The sequence below is a fragment of the Hyphomonas sp. genome, assembly GCF_036964145.1.
In the GTDB taxonomy this organism is placed as follows: Bacteria; Pseudomonadota; Alphaproteobacteria; order Caulobacterales; family Hyphomonadaceae; genus Hyphomonas.
In genome coordinates this window covers 777,784-794,289 of record NZ_JBALUC010000001.1, presented here as the reverse complement: position 1 = coordinate 794,289, position 16,506 = coordinate 777,784, and the positions used below count along the sequence as shown (strand labels likewise).

The 16,506-nt window shown below is 58.3% G+C and carries 16 protein-coding genes and 1 tRNA gene; 8 read left to right on the top strand and 9 right to left on the bottom strand.

Annotation, left to right across the window (positions count from 1 at the left end):
• Window positions 1-3: 3 nt before the first annotated feature.
• From V7660_RS03910 to V7660_RS03895, 4 genes are all read left to right on the top strand, one after another.
• Complete coding sequence (locus V7660_RS03910; protein WP_335601817.1) at window positions 4-459, top strand: GNAT family N-acetyltransferase; 456 nt, start codon at window positions 4-6, stop codon at window positions 457-459.
• Window positions 456-1,010: a pseudouridine synthase gene (locus tag V7660_RS03905; RefSeq protein WP_335601816.1), complete on the top strand. Its 555-nt coding sequence runs from the start codon at window positions 456-458 to the stop codon at window positions 1,008-1,010. Before V7660_RS03910 ends, V7660_RS03905 begins: the two co-directional genes overlap by 4 nt.
• Window positions 1,011-1,101: 91 nt before the next feature.
• Entirely contained in the window at window positions 1,102-2,349 is a 1,248-nt protein-coding gene (locus V7660_RS03900; RefSeq protein WP_335601815.1) for a mechanosensitive ion channel family protein, read from the top strand.
• An 84-nt stretch (window positions 2,350-2,433) separates the two neighbouring features.
• Complete coding sequence (locus V7660_RS03895) at window positions 2,434-3,081, top strand: hypothetical protein (RefSeq protein ID WP_335601814.1); 648 nt, start codon at window positions 2,434-2,436, stop codon at window positions 3,079-3,081.
• Window positions 3,082-3,112: 31 nt separating this feature from the next.
• Here V7660_RS03895 and V7660_RS03890 read toward each other — a convergent pair whose 3' ends face one another.
• The 6 genes from V7660_RS03890 to V7660_RS03865 form a co-directional block, all read right to left on the bottom strand.
• Window positions 3,113-4,315 (bottom strand): serine hydrolase domain-containing protein, encoded by a 1,203-nt coding sequence (locus tag V7660_RS03890; RefSeq protein ID WP_335601813.1) that lies wholly within the window; start codon window positions 4,313-4,315, stop codon window positions 3,113-3,115.
• A 103-nt stretch (window positions 4,316-4,418) separates the two neighbouring features.
• Window positions 4,419-5,624: an OpgC domain-containing protein gene (gene opgC, locus V7660_RS03885; protein ID WP_335601812.1), complete on the bottom strand. Its 1,206-nt coding sequence runs from the start codon at window positions 5,622-5,624 to the stop codon at window positions 4,419-4,421.
• A gap of 216 nt (window positions 5,625-5,840) precedes the next feature.
• Window positions 5,841-8,162 carry an ATP-dependent Clp protease ATP-binding subunit ClpA gene (gene clpA, locus V7660_RS03880; protein ID WP_335601811.1) on the bottom strand — a complete coding sequence of 774 codons (2,322 nt, stop codon included), beginning with the start codon at window positions 8,160-8,162 and terminating at the stop codon, window positions 5,841-5,843.
• Window positions 8,163-8,189: 27 nt separating this feature from the next.
• On the bottom strand, window positions 8,190-8,561 hold the full coding sequence (gene clpS, locus V7660_RS03875) for an ATP-dependent Clp protease adapter ClpS (protein WP_442910022.1): 372 nt from the start codon (window positions 8,559-8,561) through the stop codon (window positions 8,190-8,192).
• A 98-nt stretch (window positions 8,562-8,659) separates the two neighbouring features.
• The gene (locus tag V7660_RS03870) at window positions 8,660-9,052 is read right to left on the bottom strand and encodes a DUF1499 domain-containing protein (RefSeq protein ID WP_335601809.1); all 393 of its coding nucleotides are present in this window, start codon (window positions 9,050-9,052) and stop codon (window positions 8,660-8,662) included.
• Between the two features lie 149 nt (window positions 9,053-9,201).
• Window positions 9,202-9,630, bottom strand: coding sequence for a phasin family protein (locus tag V7660_RS03865; protein WP_335601808.1), 429 nt, complete (start codon window positions 9,628-9,630; stop codon window positions 9,202-9,204).
• 228 nt (window positions 9,631-9,858) lie between these two features.
• Here V7660_RS03865 and V7660_RS03860 point away from each other — a divergent pair, with 228 nt between their 5' ends.
• Both V7660_RS03860 and V7660_RS03855 read left to right on the top strand, forming a co-directional pair.
• Window positions 9,859-10,965, top strand: a complete 1,107-nt coding sequence (locus tag V7660_RS03860) for a D-alanyl-D-alanine carboxypeptidase family protein (protein ID WP_335601807.1) — start codon at window positions 9,859-9,861, stop codon at window positions 10,963-10,965.
• A gap of 117 nt (window positions 10,966-11,082) precedes the next feature.
• Entirely contained in the window at window positions 11,083-12,045 is a 963-nt protein-coding gene (locus V7660_RS03855; RefSeq protein ID WP_335601806.1) for a KpsF/GutQ family sugar-phosphate isomerase, read from the top strand.
• A gap of 5 nt (window positions 12,046-12,050) precedes the next feature.
• Here V7660_RS03855 and V7660_RS03850 read toward each other — a convergent pair whose 3' ends face one another.
• A complete protein-coding gene (locus V7660_RS03850) occupies window positions 12,051-12,848 on the bottom strand; it encodes an SIMPL domain-containing protein (protein WP_335601805.1) in 798 nt (265 codons plus the stop codon).
• A gap of 61 nt (window positions 12,849-12,909) precedes the next feature.
• Window positions 12,910-13,959: a UDP-glucose 4-epimerase GalE gene (galE, locus tag V7660_RS03845; RefSeq protein WP_335601804.1), complete on the bottom strand. Its 1,050-nt coding sequence runs from the start codon at window positions 13,957-13,959 to the stop codon at window positions 12,910-12,912.
• Window positions 13,960-14,113: 154 nt separating this feature from the next.
• On the opposite strand from galE, the gene V7660_RS03840 reads away from it, so the two are divergent.
• A tRNA-Ile gene (locus tag V7660_RS03840) sits at window positions 14,114-14,190 on the top strand.
• A gap of 163 nt (window positions 14,191-14,353) precedes the next feature.
• Window positions 14,354-15,472, top strand: coding sequence for an acyltransferase family protein (locus V7660_RS03835; RefSeq protein WP_335601803.1), 1,119 nt, complete (start codon window positions 14,354-14,356; stop codon window positions 15,470-15,472).
• Between the two features lie 27 nt (window positions 15,473-15,499).
• Here V7660_RS03835 and V7660_RS03830 read toward each other — a convergent pair whose 3' ends face one another.
• Entirely contained in the window at window positions 15,500-16,459 is a 960-nt protein-coding gene (locus tag V7660_RS03830; RefSeq protein ID WP_335601802.1) for a UDP-glucuronic acid decarboxylase family protein, read from the bottom strand.
• Window positions 16,460-16,506 lie beyond the last annotated feature (47 nt).

The window sequence follows — 16,506 nt, the reverse complement described above, 5'->3', positions numbered from 1 at the left end:
GGTATGGCATCAGACCGGGAGGCCCTTGCCACCATCCTCTACCGTGCCAGTCGGGACGTGTTCCCGCTGGCCGGCATCGAGCGCGTTGATGCGGCCGAGTTCGACCGTCAGACCAAAGGCGAGAGCATCCTGGTAGCTGAGAAAGACGATCGCCCGGTCGGCTTTTCCAGTGTCTGGGACCCGGACCATTTCCTGCACCACTTCTTCATTGATCCGGATCATCAGGGCCAGGGTATTGGCCGGTCGCTGATGGTGGCAACCATGATGCGCTATGGCAGCGCCCTGTCCCTGAAGTGCAATACGTCCAACACCACGGCCCGCACCTTCTATCGGGCAATGGGCTGGATCGAGACCAATGAGCCGGGTGGCACCAGCGAAGGCATCGGCGACTGGATCTGGATCCGGACCCCTGCCGCCGCCTCGGCGCTCGGCCTGTTACCGGAAGACCTCACCGAATGACGCGCCTCGTCGCCTTCAACAAACCGTTCAATGTCCTGTCCCAGTTTACCGACAAGAGCACGCTGGCGAGTTCGCGCGAAACTCTGTCGGACTATATGGACATCCCGCGCGTCTATCCCGCTGGCCGGCTTGACCGGGACAGCGAAGGCCTGCTGTTGCTGACCGATGACGGAAAGCTGCAGGCGCGGATTTCCGACCCGAAGGCCAAGATGGCCAAGATCTATTGGGCCCAGATCGAGGGCATCCCGGACGAGACGGCGCTGGAAGCTCTCCGCTCGGGCGTAGAGTTGAATGATGGGCGTACCGCCCCGGCCAAGGCGCGCATGATCGACGAACCCGGCGATCTCTGGCCCCGCGACCCGCCCATCCGGTTTCGCAAATCCGTGCCCGACAGCTGGATCGAACTGATCATTATTGAGGGCCGCAACCGCCAGGTCCGCCGCATGACGGCCGCTGTGGGACATCCCACGCTGCGTCTCATCCGGGCTCAGGTGGGCGACTGGACGCTTGATGGCCTTGCCCCTGGCGAGTGGCGCGACATCAAGGGCTGACCCCCAACCCTTCACAGGCCCCGTAACACAGATTAGCACACGGCACTCCACAGGCCCGCGCCAATTCCGGGCGAATCAGATGGAGTACATCATGGCATCGCCCCAAATGCCCGCTTGGTTTGAGCAGAACGCCCCCGACCGGGCACGCGAGTCCGCAACCTTCATCGGCAATATCTGGAATGATGGGGCGTATGGGCTGACCTATGGCGAGATCACCATTGCCGTGGTGATTATCCTGATCGCCCTGATGATACGCGGCCTGTTTGCCCGGGTCATCGTGAAAACGATCATGCGCGTGGCCTCCGGGACGAAAACCGGCTTCGACGACGCCCTGGTGAAATCCATCGCCACCCCGCTGAAGATCGTCCCCGTCATCATCGGCATCTATATCGCCCTTCAGGTGACCAACATATCGGGCGAGGCGGAAATTTACGCGACCCGTATCCTGCGCTCGATCATCACACTCGCCGTGTTCTGGACGCTGTCCCGCGCTGTGCATGCCTTTGAATACCTGTTCGCGGGTCTGAGAGACGCCCTGTCGCCCGCTGCCGTCGACTGGATGGTGAAGGCGCTGCAGATCATCCTCATCGTGTTGGGCCTCGGTGCTGTGGCAGAGCAATGGGGCATTCAGATCGCGCCCTTGCTGGCTGGTCTTGGCGTGCTCGGCATCGCCGTCGGCCTCGGCGCGCAGGATTTGTTCAAGAACCTCATCTCCGGCCTGCTGATCATATCCGAAAAGCGTTTCGTTCCCGGCGAGTGGGTCAAGGCGGACGGTGTGGTCGAGGGCACGGTGGAGAAAATCAATTTCCGCTCGACACTGATCCGCCGGTTCGACAAGAGCCCTGTCTATGTTCCCAACAGCGCGTTGTCAGATGCAGCCGTGACCAATTTCTCCCGCATGACACACCGGCGCATCAAATGGGTGGTCGGCGTGGAATACCGCACGACCGTGGACCAATTGAAATACATCCGCGACGAGATCGAGGCCTGGCTCTGGAATGATGACCGGTTCGCCAAGCCGCCGGAAGCCGCGCTGTTTGTGCGGGTCGACAGTTTCAATGCCAGTTCCATCGACTTCTTGATCTACACCTTCACCCACACCAAGAATTGGGGAGAATGGCTGGCGATCAAGGAAGAGTTTGCCGTCGCCGTGATGGACATTATCGAGACGGCTGGCACCGGCTTTGCGTTCCCCAGCCGGACGATCTACCTGCAGGAAACCGACCCGCCGGAAATCATGGCGCCGCCGGCCCGCAGCGAAGGCGTTGCCCGCGCGCAGGCCGCCAAGGAAGGCACGCTCCAGGTCGGCGGGATCGGCGAAGCCAGCGACGACGGCTGATCAGGCCTCAAGTTTGAAAAATTAAACCCTACAAAAATCCCCCCAAGATGGTAAAGTGAAACCCCTTAGAGGGGGATCTCTACCATGCAATTTCTGTCGACTATCTCAGCACAAAATACCGATGTGTTCGTTTCAGAATCGGAGGTGATCGCAGAAGACGGCGACGACTTTTCGCTAGCGGAGATACTACGTGCACCGCCTTTGCGTGAAGTCGAAAGCTTTTCAGCATTCTGCCACATTCAATCCCAAGAAAACAATGACTTCGAACTACTTGAAGAACTTCCTGCCGGTTTCACTGTGTTCAAGACTGCAAATGCCCTCCTGATCAGGGCGAGTGAAGCTGTCATGATGTTTGAAGTTCAAACACGCATCCGGAGTGCTGTTGCTTCAAAATTGCGTATTACCTTCGGTTTCTTTAGGCGTGGGAAAGAATGGCTACGTGACAACTGGCGATGTGAAGCGTGCAAACTGGCGGTTCGCGCATTGTTGAATGCCGGCTTAACTTCCGCGGGTATTCCGTCACCAGATCTGTTGGATATTCTGCCCGTTCTGGGAGATATTGGTTCACTAGACGAATTTCTGAACAGTATCCATTCGATGGTTGGTGAAAATCATCCGGTGGCTCAAGCACTGGAATTTCTTGGCGATAGACTGCGATTGAGACCGCTCAGCATCAACAAGCTTGTCCAGCTTATTTGCGAATGGTTGGGGTTTTGTCTGAAGGAGACTTGATCGAACAGACCCACCGACAAACCGGTCTGACCTAAGTCACCCACACGCCCGGTGCATTGCTGCGATAGCCCAGCGCGCGGTAGGTCGCATCGATCAGGCTTTGCGCGCGGTCGTTCACGAGAATGCCGCTGCCCATCTGGTTCATTGTGTAGCTGAACGCCAGGCCGATCTCCGGGTCGGCAAAGCCGATGGAGCCGCCCGCGCCGACATGGCCGAAGGCCTGCTCGCCCATGATGACGCTGGTTCCCGGGCCGAGGTTCAGCGCGCGATTGTCCATGGACTTCATGAAGCCCGGCCCGAACCGGGTCGGGACCAGGAGGGTGGCATCGCGTTGTGTCGCGGTCGTCACCATGCTCATGGCCTTCAGGCGATCAGACGAGACGAGCGTGCCGTCATCTGTGGCCAGGGGTGTGTACATCGCCACCTGCCCGCGCGCATTCGACAGGCCGCCCCCGCCGCCAATCTCGGCGGCTTGCGAGACGCGATTGTTGAAGTCCCAGCCGCCATTGTTCATGAAGCTCTTGTGCTGGATCGAGTCCGGCTCAGTCATCAGCTTGATGGCGAACTCGGTCGGCACATCGTCCGGCTTCGGCGCATATGGAATGATCGGCGCGATGTGGACATCTTCCGTTTCCGGCAGGCCGAGCCAGAAGCGTGCGCCGGTCTTGTCGGCGACTTCTTCCCGGAAGAATGTGCCGAGCGACTTACCTGATACGCGGCGGACCAGTTCGCCGACCGTCCAGCCGAAATTGATCATGTGATACCCGTTGCGGGTGCCCGGCTCCCAGAAGGCTTCCTCATCCTCCAGCCGCTGGATCATGTAGTCCCAGTCCTCGAACCCGCCTGGCCGGACCGGATCGCGCAAGGTCGGCAGCGCGCTCTCATGGTTCAGCATCATGCGGACGGTTGTCTTCTCTTTCCCGTTCTTCGCAAATTCCGGCCAGTAGTCTGCGACCAGCGCTTCGGGGTTCAACTCGCCCTGGTCGATCAGGATATGGGCGCATAGCGCGGTCGCCGCCTTGGAACAGGAAAAGACGATGGAGATTGTCTCCTCACGCCAGACATCGCCAGTTTCGGGATTGGCCATGCCGCCCCAGAGATCAACCTGCGTCTCGCCATTCACCGACAGGCAGACCGACGCGCCAACTTCACCGCGCTCCGCGAAATTTCGCTCGAACTCTTCCTTCACGGCGGCGAATTTCGACTCGCACGCCCCGCCAATGCTTCCTGACATGTATTCCCTCCCGAGGATTTTATCGGGCCATTCTGCTGAGCCCTCCCCACGGGAAGGCAAGCCCGTTTGGGAGTAACTCTGGCGAGCGGTCAGATTTCAATGATCAGGGGAGTGCCGGGAAATATCGCCGTTTCACGAAGGCCAGGCCAATAAGGGCCAAAAGCGCCGTGAAGAAGGCGACCACGATAACACCGCGATCCCCTTGGTGACCTGTCGCAACAATGAAGTAGCTGGGCAGGAATACTGCGAATACATGAGCGCTATATACAAATAGTGAGCTTTGCCCGACCGTAACGAGCAAAGGGTGCAACAATATCTTCTCACCGATACTCTGGATAATGGACAAACCAAACGGCAGGTCTTTCCTATTGAGCAAGAAGTAAACAGCGTACGATACCGCGCACGTCCCCATGATCCCGGTTATCGATATCTCGGCCCGGTTAGGCTCGTAGAGCCATGTCGGGCTATTGAGCTGCTCACGGCAAAGTTCCGCGACAGCAAATATTGCGATCGCTGCCACGGCCACGAAAAACCAGGAATAGTTGAGCGGAAGAATATTCTGCCGAAAATCGTCCCAACCATACCGTTTGTAGCGATAGCCCAGATAATACCCCCCGTAAAAGAGAAGTGCGTATGAGAGAGGGCTGAAAGAGCTTCTCAGAGCAAACATGCCAGATGTGTCGATAATGTTTTGCTCGAACCAGGCGCCAGCAATTGCATCTATGTTCAGTCTTGCCGCGAGCCAACATACGATGATGATTCCGAAAAACAGGAAGGTTTTTCCCCGGTCGAGCAACCAAGCTGCGACAGGAATGAAAAGCATCAGCACGATGTAGAGCAATAAAATGCCGAGATAAATGGGCTGTTTGACAAACGTGAAGACTTGCAAGCTTTGGATCAGTAGCGGGGTTTCGAGGTCGGGCTTGTACAGTGAATCCAGTTGCAAGGGCCAAGCCTGGATAAAAAAGTGCAACATCGTGAACGCGACAATCACATGATACAGATACACCCAGCGCAATCGCTTGATCACCGCCTTGAAGCATCCGAAAAAACCAGTCCGTTGGAAAACGCTGCCATAGGACAGTGCACAGACGAAGCCAGACAGAAGCACGAAGAATTCCCCATCCCAAACAGGCGTATATCCGCCATGATGGAGATAGATAATGGGCGTCCAGTGGGTAAAATTAAAATGTGCAACGAACATCGCCAATAGCAAATAGCCCCGCGCCCCATCAATATGGACGAGGCGGGCCGCTTTCTTGGCAGGTGCAGTATCCACCGCAATTGCAGTCAGTGTGGCATCGGTCATATCATCCCCCAAGGAGTAGCCGTCCAGCCTGTTATGGCGATACCTTTATTCTAAGCAATTTCGATGCCCACATTATCAGAAGTGCCCCGATTTCCTTTGCAATCAGGCCATGCCCGCCCACACAGCATGCGATTTTCATCGCTCTGAGTTGAATTCCAAGCAAAAAAAGCCCGCAACCATCGCTGCGGGCTTTCCGATATGCGTCAGGCCGATTTCCTAGGCGGGCTCTTCGGCAGAGCCTTTCTTGGCAACAGGCTTTTTCTTCTTCGGCTTCTCGGCGACATATTTGAAGGCGAGCTTTTCCTCGTCCTTCTTGTCGATGTCGATCTTGACCACGCCGCCTTTCTGAAGCGAGCCGAACAGAAGCTCTTCCGCCATCGGCTTCTTGACGTGTTCCTGAATCGTCCGGGCCAGCGGCCTGGCACCCATGTCGGCATCGAAGCCGCGCTTGGCGAGCCAGTCGCGCGCCGCCTTGGTGATCTCGATGGAGACGTTGCGGTCTTCCAGCTGGACTTCGAGCTGGAGGATGAACTTCTCGACCACGCGATCAATGATTTCCGGCGTCAGGCCGCCGAAGGTGATCGTCGCATCCAGACGGTTGCGGAATTCCGGCGTGAACAGGCGCTTGAGCGCCTCTTCCTGCTCGTCATCCTTCTTGCCGCGACCAAAGCCAATCGAGTTCTTCGAGGCATCCGATGCTCCGGCATTGGTCGTCATGATCAGGATGACATTCCGGAAGTCGACCTTGCGGCCATTCGCATCTGTCAGCGTGCCATTATCCATGACCTGAAGCAGGATGTTGAACAGGTCCGGATGCGCCTTCTCGATTTCGTCGAGCAGCAGCACGCAGTGCGGATGCTGGTCCACGCCATCGGTCAGCAGGCCGCCCTCATCATAACCGACATAGCCCGGAGGCGCGCCGATCAGACGGGAAACGGTGTGCCGCTCCATGTATTCCGACATGTCGAAGCGCAGCATCTCGACGCCCATGATGGAAGCGAGTTGCTTGGCGACTTCGGTCTTGCCTACGCCGGTTGGGCCAGTGAACAGGTACGAGCCAATCGGCTTGTTCGGTTCACGCAGGCCGGCACGGGCCAGCTTGATGGCCGCAGACAGCGCCGTGATGGCGTCATTCTGACCAAACACGACCCGCTGCAGGTCTGTCTCAAGTGATTTGAGGGCAGCTGCATCGTCCGTGGACACTTGTTTGGGGGGGATGCGAGCAATCTTCGCCACAACCGCCTCGATGTCCTTCTGGCCTACCGTCTTCTTCCGCTTGGGCGCTGGCAGCAACCATTGGGCGGCGCCGGCCTCGTCGATCACGTCAATTGCCTTGTCCGGCAATTTCCGGTCAGTGATATAGCGATCCGAGAGTTCCACCGCAGACTTGATGGCGTCATTGGTGTAGCGCAGGCCGTGGAAATCCTCGAAGCGGGATTTGAGGCCCGTCAGGATCTTGATCGTGTCCGGAACAGTCGGCTCAACCACGTCGATCTTGCGGAACCGGCGCGACAGGGCGCGGTCCTTTTCGAAATGTTGCTTGTATTCCTTGAAGGTCGTCGACCCCATGCACCGCAGGCCACCGGACTGGAGCGCAGGCTTCAGCAGGTTTGATGCGTCCATCGCGCCGCCAGAGGTTGCCCCGGCGCCGATGATGGTGTGGATCTCGTCGATGAACAGGATGGCTTTTTCCTGCTGTTCGAGCTCCTTCATTACGGATTTGAGACGTTCCTCGAAATCACCGCGATAGCGCGTACCGGCCAGCAGGGCGCCCATGTCGAGCGACCAGATGACAGCTTCGTCCAGGATTTCCGGTGCTTCGCCATCGACAATCTTTTTGGCCAAGCCTTCGGCAATCGCCGTCTTGCCCACGCCGGGGTCGCCGACAAGGATCGGATTGTTCTTGCTGCGGCGGCAGAGCACTTCGATGCAGCGGTTCACTTCCATGTCGCGGCCGATCAGCGGATCGATCTTGCCGGAGCGGGCCTTGTCATTGAGGTTCACGCAATAGGCGTCGAGCGCCTCATGCCCCTGCTTGACGGGTTCCTCTTCCGAAGCCTCCGCGCCGCGCGGGCTGGACGGGCGCGACATGCCCGGCTGCTTGGCCACGCCATGCGAGATGAAATTCACCGCGTCATACCGCGTCATGTCCTGCTCCTGCAGGAAGTAGGCAGCGTGGCTTTCGCGTTCGGAGAAGATCGAGACCAGCACGTTCGCGCCGGTCACTTCATCGCGGCCTGAGCTTTCGACGTGAAGGATCGCGCGCTGGACAACGCGCTGGAACGCGGCTGTCGGCTGCACGCGGCCTTCGCCTTCGTCGACTGTCAGGCTGGAAAGTTCTTCATCAATGTAGCGGCTGAGGTCGGCACTGAGCGCTTCAATGTCGACCTTGCAGGCACCCATCACCTCGCGGGCATGCTCATCTTCCGTCAGCGCCAGAAGCAAATGTTCCAGTGTGGCGTATTCATGATCACGCTCTGATGCGAACGTCAGGGCCTTTTCGAGTGCGGTCTCTAAGGAGGGGGACAAGCGTGGCAAGTGACTGGCCTTCCGGGGTGAGTGTTTCTAGTCTTCTTTCTCCATGACACATTGGAGAGGATGTTCATGGCGTTTGGCAAGGTCCAATACCTGCGCGACCTTTGTTTCGGCCACTTCGTAAGTATAGACGCCGCATAGCCCCACGCCCTTCTGGTGGACATGAAGCATGATGCGCGTGGCCTGTTCCCGGGAACGATTGAAGAATTGTTCCAGGACGTAAACGACAAACTCCATCGGCGTGTAATCGTCATTCAACAGGAGCACACGGTAGAGCGATGGTTTCTTGGTCCGCACCCGTGTTTGCGTGGACAGGCCAAAATTGGTTCCGTCATCATCACCGGTCTGCCCGCCCCCCGGTGGGTTTGCGGATCCCGGCTTGTTCAACCGTGCTGGATCCATGCTGGAATGATTCAGGTCGCCGCTCATAGTTACCAAGATATACGTTCTTGCCCGACTTTGAAGAGCGGATGCACGGCAAAAGCACAAACTGCCTGAATTCAGGTCACCTTGAGGCTGGCGAGAATCTCTTTCACGCGCTTCGCGTTTGCTCCCAGATCGCTATAGCCGACGCGGGATGCGGAATAGATGGCGAGGGTGGATTGACCATCAACCGGCAGGATCGCCACGTCGATGTCATCCTTGAACTTGAACAGTTTCGACACCGCGATGAAGCTGATGCGGCCAGTCTGGGCGTCGAGGGCCTTCAGCTGCCAGTCCTTGCGCATGGCCACAAGGGCCTCGACCTGACCAAACAGATTTTCGGGACTGCAGTCAAAAACCGGGCCTGCCTCATCGGGGCCCGCCTGGTCTGCAAACCCGGCCGGGGCCAGAAGATAGGTGTTCGGCGATTTGGGCCGGGCGAGGGTCTGGAAATCGAGAAAGTCGCTCATGTCCTGTATGTAGGATCAGACCACTCCCTTTCGCCAGCGCTAACTGTGCCATCCTGGCAAAAAAAGAACCGGGCCAAACAGGCCCGGCTCAAAACTGTCTACGCCACTCTACACCCCGGCCTGCTAGCACGACCGGGAAAGAGCGAAACTTATTTGCCTGCGAACGCCATGAACGGCTTGGCCGCATCGCGCCATGCGGACATGCAGAGTTCTGCCTGTGCGCTGACTTCGGACGTATAGGCGGAGAGAAGGTTCTTGGCGAAACCGGACTGGATTTCCATCGCCTGGCGCGGGTCTTTCGCGCTGGTCAGCGATTGGGTCGCTTCAACGCCTTGCTCAAGCGTGCGCGCGAAGAAATCCATGTTGCGGGCACCGATCGTGCGCATCACTTCGGAAGAAGAAGCGGCCTGCTCTGCAAAGGCTTTCATACCGCCTTCAGCATAGTTACCGAACTTGCCTGCCATACCTGTCATTTGCTCTACGCCTTCATCAATCATCTTGGTTGCGGAATCGGCCACATGGGCTTCCGCTTTGGCTTTCGGAGAAGACTTGGGAGCGGTCTTTTTAGCTGTTGCCATGGGGAGGATCCTTTTCACGCTGGATACCCTAACGTAGCGTAAAATATGAGCATTTGCAACAATTATTGTGCGGCGCAGCATTTTTAAATTCGCATGAAAATTGCAAAGCTTGAAACCTGATTACAGATTTGTGAGGCTGGGGCCTGCGTTAAGGTGTGGTCAACCGATTTGACGGACCCTAGTTTAAACCTCGGGGCTCGGGGTTAACTCATTTTTGGAGAGAACAAGATGCGGCTCACGCTACCACCTGTCCTGAAAGCACTCACTATAGCGGTGGCGCTGATGGCGGCAGGCCTGTTTGCCCAATCTGCTCATGCCGAGAAATACGCCTCCATCGTCATTGATGCGGAGACACATGAAGTGCTTCATGCCCGCAACGCCGATGAAGCACGCTATCCGGCCTCTCTCACCAAGGTGATGACCCTCTATATGCTGTTCGACGCGCTGAAGGCAGGCGAGGTCTCGCTGGACGAGCGCCTGGTGGTCTCCCGTCATGCCGCCAGCCAGCCACCGTCGAACCTCAAGCTCCGCACCGGCTCCACCATGACCGTCCGCGATGCCATCGGCGCGCTGGTCACCAAGTCTGCAAATGACGTTGCCGTCGTCGTGGCCGAGCGTCTCGGGCGCACCGAAAGCCGTTTTGCCCAGTTGATGACCGTAAAGGCCAAGTCACTCGGCATGGAGCATACGCGCTTCATGAATGCGTCTGGTCTGCCCAACAGCCAGCAGCTGACCACGGCCCGCGACCTGGCCATCCTGGCCGACGCCATGCTGACCGACCATGCCGACTATTATCACTATTTCTCCTCCAAGAGCTTCCAGTGGGCCGGACGCACCTACAAGAACCATAATGAGCTGCTCGGCGAAGTTGCCGGCGTGGACGGCATCAAGACCGGCTACACGCGCGCCTCGGGCTTCAATTTGATGACGTCTGCCAAGCGCGACGGAGATCGCATCATTGCGATCATGCTGGGGGGCAATACGTCCCGCTCCCGCAATTCCCATGTCGAAGACCTGGTCGAAGCGGCGTTCACGACCCTGAACGATCCGGCGCACGATACCCAGCTCGCCTTCGCCGGCGTGCTTCAACCCGTCCATCCGAATGATGCCGCCGAACCGATGCTGAATGGCAAACGGATCAGCGTGATTATCGCCGAAGGCGGCAGCGATGAAGATGAGCCCGAAGCGGTCGACGCCGAGCCAGCCCCCGCTCCAGAACCGGAACGGGCTGAGCATGCGAAAATGGAAACGCCTGTAGAGCCCTTCGTACAGCCTGAAACCCACATCATGAGCGTTTCGGAGTATGAAGCCCGCCAACTCCAGATGGCGAAATAGCGTCTCCGGCCTGGCTCCGATCCGGCATCCTTTTCTGAAACACGACCCTTGCCAGCCTCGGCAGCCTGACCCAGAAGGCTTTCCAGCCATCCGGCCAGCTATCAGGAGCGAGCAGACGTGACCCGTGAAAACGACATCGATATTGCGCGCAATGTAATCCGCATTGAACGCGAAGCCCTGGAACAGCTGGAAGCCGGCCTGGACACCGCCATCGAACAGGCGGCGGACCTGATCATGGGCACCGACCGGCACATTATCGTGGCCGGGGTCGGGAAGTCCGGCCATATCGGCCAGAAGATTGCCGCCAGCCTGGCGTCGACCGGCACGCCCTCCTTCTTCCTGCATCCGACTGAGGCCAGCCATGGCGACCTCGGCATGATCGTGCCCGGATCCGTGGTGATCGCGATTTCCTATTCCGGTGAAAGCCGGGAACTGGTCGATCTGATCCGGTATTGCCGCGCCAATTCGATCCCGCTGATTGGCATGACGCGCGCACCGGAGTCGACGCTTGGGCGGGCATCGGATGTGCGCCTGACCCTGCCGACCGTGGCCGAAGCCTGCCCGAACGGTCTCGCACCAACCTCGTCCACAACCATGGCGCTTGCGTTGGGCGATGCGCTGACCATCGTGTTGATGGCCCGGCGCGGCTTCTCCCGCGAGGATTTCGGGTTTCGGCATCCAGGCGGCAAGCTGGGCCGGTCCCTCCAGACGGCGGGCGATTATGTCGCCGGGCGTATCGAGGACATTCCGTCCGTACCCGAAAGCGCGCCGGTAGAGGATGTTATCCTTGCAATATCGGAAGGCAGGAAAGGTTGCGTCGCTGTTCTGGATTCGGCCGGCATGATCGTCGGCATGGTAACCGATGGTGACCTCCGTCGCGCGATACTGGCGGGCAAGCTCGCCGGAAATGCCGTCACAATCATGACGCCCTCACCCCGCACGATCTCCCTTGATGAGCGCATGTCCGCAGTCATCAAGCGGTTGACCGAGCATCGCATCTCCAACGCTTTCGTTGTGGAGGATGGACGCCCGGTCGGAATTGTCGACATGAAGGACCTTCTCGCCGAAGGCTATGTCTGATCAGATTATTTGGTCAGCTCGAACTGGATGTTGACCATCGCCGAATAGCTGATCTCGCCACCGGAAATCGGGGTGGAGGCCATGTCGGCGGATTCACTCATGGCCATCATCCGCCCCATCGGCGCGGGGGATGGCTCGAAGCCACCGCTTTCGGAAATATTGATGATGCGCGAGACCCGCATGCCCACGGCTTCGGCATAGAGTTGTGCGCGCGCCGTGGCATCGGCCACCGCCTTGCGCCGGGCTTCATCGCGCGCCTCGCTGGCATCATCCAGGGCGAAGGTAAGGCCAGAGAAGGTGTTGCCACCCGCGGCGACCAGGCTATCCAGCGTCTCGCCGAGCGTATCGAGATTGGTCACTTTCACGGTCAATTGGTTGGAGGCCGAATAGCCGCGCAGAACCTGTTTGCCACTACGGCGGCCGCTGCGGTCCGTTTCCTCGACATAGTCATAGACCGGGTTCAGGGAGAGATTGGAGGTCTGCATGTCCTTGTCGGCAACACCGGCAGCCTTCAGCGCGTTCATCATGCTGGTCATCGCCTGCGCCTGCGACGCCATGGCCGCAACAGCTGTTTCGGCTTCCTCGTTCACACCGGCGGTGATGTAGGCAATGTCCGGCGACCGCTTGACCTTGGCATTGGCCGAAATGTCCAGCGTGGTTTCAGGCTGGATCGAATTGGGGTGATAGGTCATCTGGCTTGTCCCGCTTGGAACCGACTGGGACGGCATCTGCGCACAGGCAGACAGGGTTCCTGCCAGGGCAATGGCGCTGGAGGCGATAAACAGATTCCGGAAAATGCGCATGGGGTCTCCTCGGTTTATTGATCGAGACCGATGGCTACCAGCGCATTGTGTCAAACCTGCGTCAGGCGGCGCCGACCTCACGTTGCGGATATCCTTCCGGATTTCCACTCTGCCAGGCCCATTGGTCTCGGCACATGTCTTCGAGCGTCAAACGGGTCTTCCAGCCAAGAAGTTCCATAGCATGGGTCGGATCGGCCCAATAGGCCGGCAGGTCACCGGGGCGGCGATCTGCGAATTCGAGCGGAATGTCCCGGCCGCTGACCTTCTCGAACGCCTTCACGACATCCAGAACCGAATAGCCGTTTCCGGACCCGAGATTGACGGTGAAGCTGTCCGGGCTGTCGAGCAGCTTCTCCAGCGCGACGATATGGGCTTCGGCCAGATCCACGACATGGATATAGTCGCGCACGCCCGTGCCATCAGGCGTGTCATAATCATTGCCGAACACGTTGAGATGCGGGCGGCGGCCAACGGCCACCTGCGCCACGAACGGCATCAGATTGTTCGGCACACCATTGGGGTCCTCGCCGATCAGGCCGGTCGGGTGTGCGCCGATCGGATTGAAGTACCTCAGGATACCAGCATTGATCCCGGCGCCCGAGGCGACCAGATCGTTCAGCATCAGCTCGACCGCATATTTGGTCATGCCATAGGGATTGGTCGGGGCCAGCGGATGGCTTTCGGTATAGGGCAGGAATTGCGGCGTCCCGTAGACCGTGGCCGAAGACGAGAACACGATATGGCCGACCCCGGCCTGCTTCATCGCCTCCAGCAGACTGAGCGAGCCATGCACATTATTGCTGTAATAGTCGAGCGGCTGGGCCGTGGATTCGCCCACAGCCTTCAGGCCAGCGAAGTGGATCACGGCGGCACAATTATATTCCCGCAGGATGCGGGTCATCGTGCCGGTCTCGCGAATATCGGCCTCGATGACCGGCACATCGTTCGCCCCGCTTATCTGGCAAATCCGGTCGACAGCCGCCAGGCTCGAATTGACGAAATTGTCGACAATAACAGGGGTATATCCCCGTCTCAGCAGCTCGACACAGGTGTGCGATCCGATGTAACCGGCGCCACCCGTTACCAGAATCCGCTTTGAACGGCCCTGCATGAAGTTTGAAACTCCTGTCATCGTCCCCAACCTTTCGTCTAGGTGTTGGCGATACACCATGCAACTCGTCTGCCAGAAATCCGGACGGAATCTCGCTCCATTGGCACAGACAGCTCATTGCCAAGGCAAAGAAGCACGCTAAAACAGGCGGTTGGGGCCTGTAGCTCAGTTGGTTAGAGCGGACCGCTCATAACGGTTTGGTCGCGGGTTCAAATCCTGCCGGGCCCACCACGCATTCCACACATGTTCTGGGTTCAGGATTTTCCCTGCATATTGTGTCCTCATCAGGCATTGGTCAGGCACGGTTTTTGCGTAATCTGGAACGCTAATTAATGTCCTTGAAGTGATCGTGCTGAATATAAGCCGGTCCAAGGGGCACCATAAGGGGATATTCATGGCGGGGGGAGCTATTCAGGCAACCGGCAACGCACACACCCATTTGGCTGGTGAAGCGATCAAGGCCCCTGTCAGACGCACCTATATGACACTGGACGGGATGCGTGGCATCGCCGCTCTGTGCGTCATGCTCTATCATTTCAGCCCGTTCCTGACCCCGGGCAGCACCGTACTGCCCAAGGCCTACCTGGCCGTGGACATGTTCTTCATCCTCAGCGGCTTTGTCATTTCGCATGCCTATGACACGCGCCTTTCAACCAAGAAGCTGGGCTTGCGCAATTATTCGCTGGCCCGGTTTATCCGGCTATATCCACTTTACATCATCTCGATAGCGATCGGGGCAGGCTATTACGCCCTGCGCTTCATGATTGACCCTGGTCAGGGCAATAATGTGCATCCGCAGTCCATCCTGCTGTCCGCCTTCTTCCTGCCCGAGCTGGGTAATCGCGCACTATATTACTACAATCCTGCGGCCTGGTCGCTGTTCTTCGAGCTGCTGGCCAATTTTTCCTACGCGCTATTCCTGCCTCGTCTGAACAACCGCATGCTGCTGGGCGTGGTCAGCGCATCTGCCATCGGCCTTATCCTTTACGGTCTCCATCACGGCTCACTGGATGTTGGAATGGAGGCAAGTACCATCCTTGGCGGTGCGTTGCGTGTGACGTTCTCCTTCTTTCTCGGCGTGCTGATCTGGCGACATCGCGCACATATCGCCATCAGGATTCACTGGCTCGCATATGTCTTGCCGGTTGCAATCATAGGCGTGTTCTTGCCTTCGGTGGAAAGCGGAAGCGCGATCTACGATCTCTTCTGCGTCATGGTCATTTTCCCGGCCGTAATCTACCTCGGCAGCGCTGTGGAACCCTCGCCCACCATGCATGGGGTCTTCCGACTGAGTGCAGACTTGTCCTACCCGATCTATGTGCTGCACACGCCGCTGCTGTTGGTTGTCGGCGGCGCGCTAACCGTCGTGATGCATCAGAATGCCATGTCCCTGGCCCCGCTCAGCGGCCTTTTGATGATCATCACGGTCCTGTCCGCCAGCTACATTGCCTTGAAAGTGTATGATACGCCGGTACGCCGCTACCTAAGCGGACAGTTGAAGAAGACCAGATAGACGACTTGCCGCCTCGAAATCATAGGATCAGGCAGGAAGCAGATTCTGAATTTCCTTTCGAAAATACTCAATCGTCGGCTTGAGGCCATCGGACAGGCGGATTTCAGGCTCCCAGTCCAATGTGGTCTTCGCGCGGGTAATGTCGGGCTGGCGCTGGCGGGGATCGTCCTGCGGCAGAGGCTTGTGGACCAGTTTTGAACGCGCGCCGGTCATCTCGATGATCTTCTCGGCCAGTTGACGGATGGTGAACTCGCCCGGATTGCCGAGATTGATCGGCCCCGTCACATCGTCCCCGGTGTTCATCAGGCGGACCAGACCGTCGACCAGATCCGACACATAGCAGAAGCTGCGAGTCTGCTCGCCATCGCCGTAAAGTGTGATGTCTTCGCCCTTCAGCGCCTGAACGATGAAATTGGACACGACGCGCCCGTCATTCGGATGCATGCGCGGCCCATACGTGTTGAAAATCCGCGCGACCTTGATCTGGACCTTGTGCTGGCGGTAATAGTCGAAGAACAAGGTCTCCGCGCAGCGCTTGCCTTCATCATAACAGGCGCGCGGACCCAGCGGGTTCACATTGCCCCAATAATCCTCGGTCTGGGGATGGATTTCCGGATCGCCGTAGACTTCAGACGTCGAGGCCTGAAGGATCTTCGCGCGCGTCCGCTTGGCCAGGCCCAGCATGTTGATCGCGCCATGCACACTGGTCTTGGTCGTCTGCACCGGATCGAACTGGTAGTGTACCGGGCTCGCCGGGCAGGCCATGTTGTAGATCTGGTCGACCTCGACAAAGAGGGGCACGGTCACGTCATGGCGCATGACTTCGAAACGCGGATTGTCGAGCAGGTGGGCGACATTGGTGCGGCGGCCCGTGAAGAAATTGTCGACACAGAGCACTTCCGCGCCGGTATCGAGCAGGCGCTCGCACAGAAAGGAGCCGATGAATCCGGCGCCGCCGGTGACGAGAATTCGGGGGACATAATGCATTCCCCAGCGATCCCTGCTTTTCCCTATGGGGTCAAGACTCTTAGACA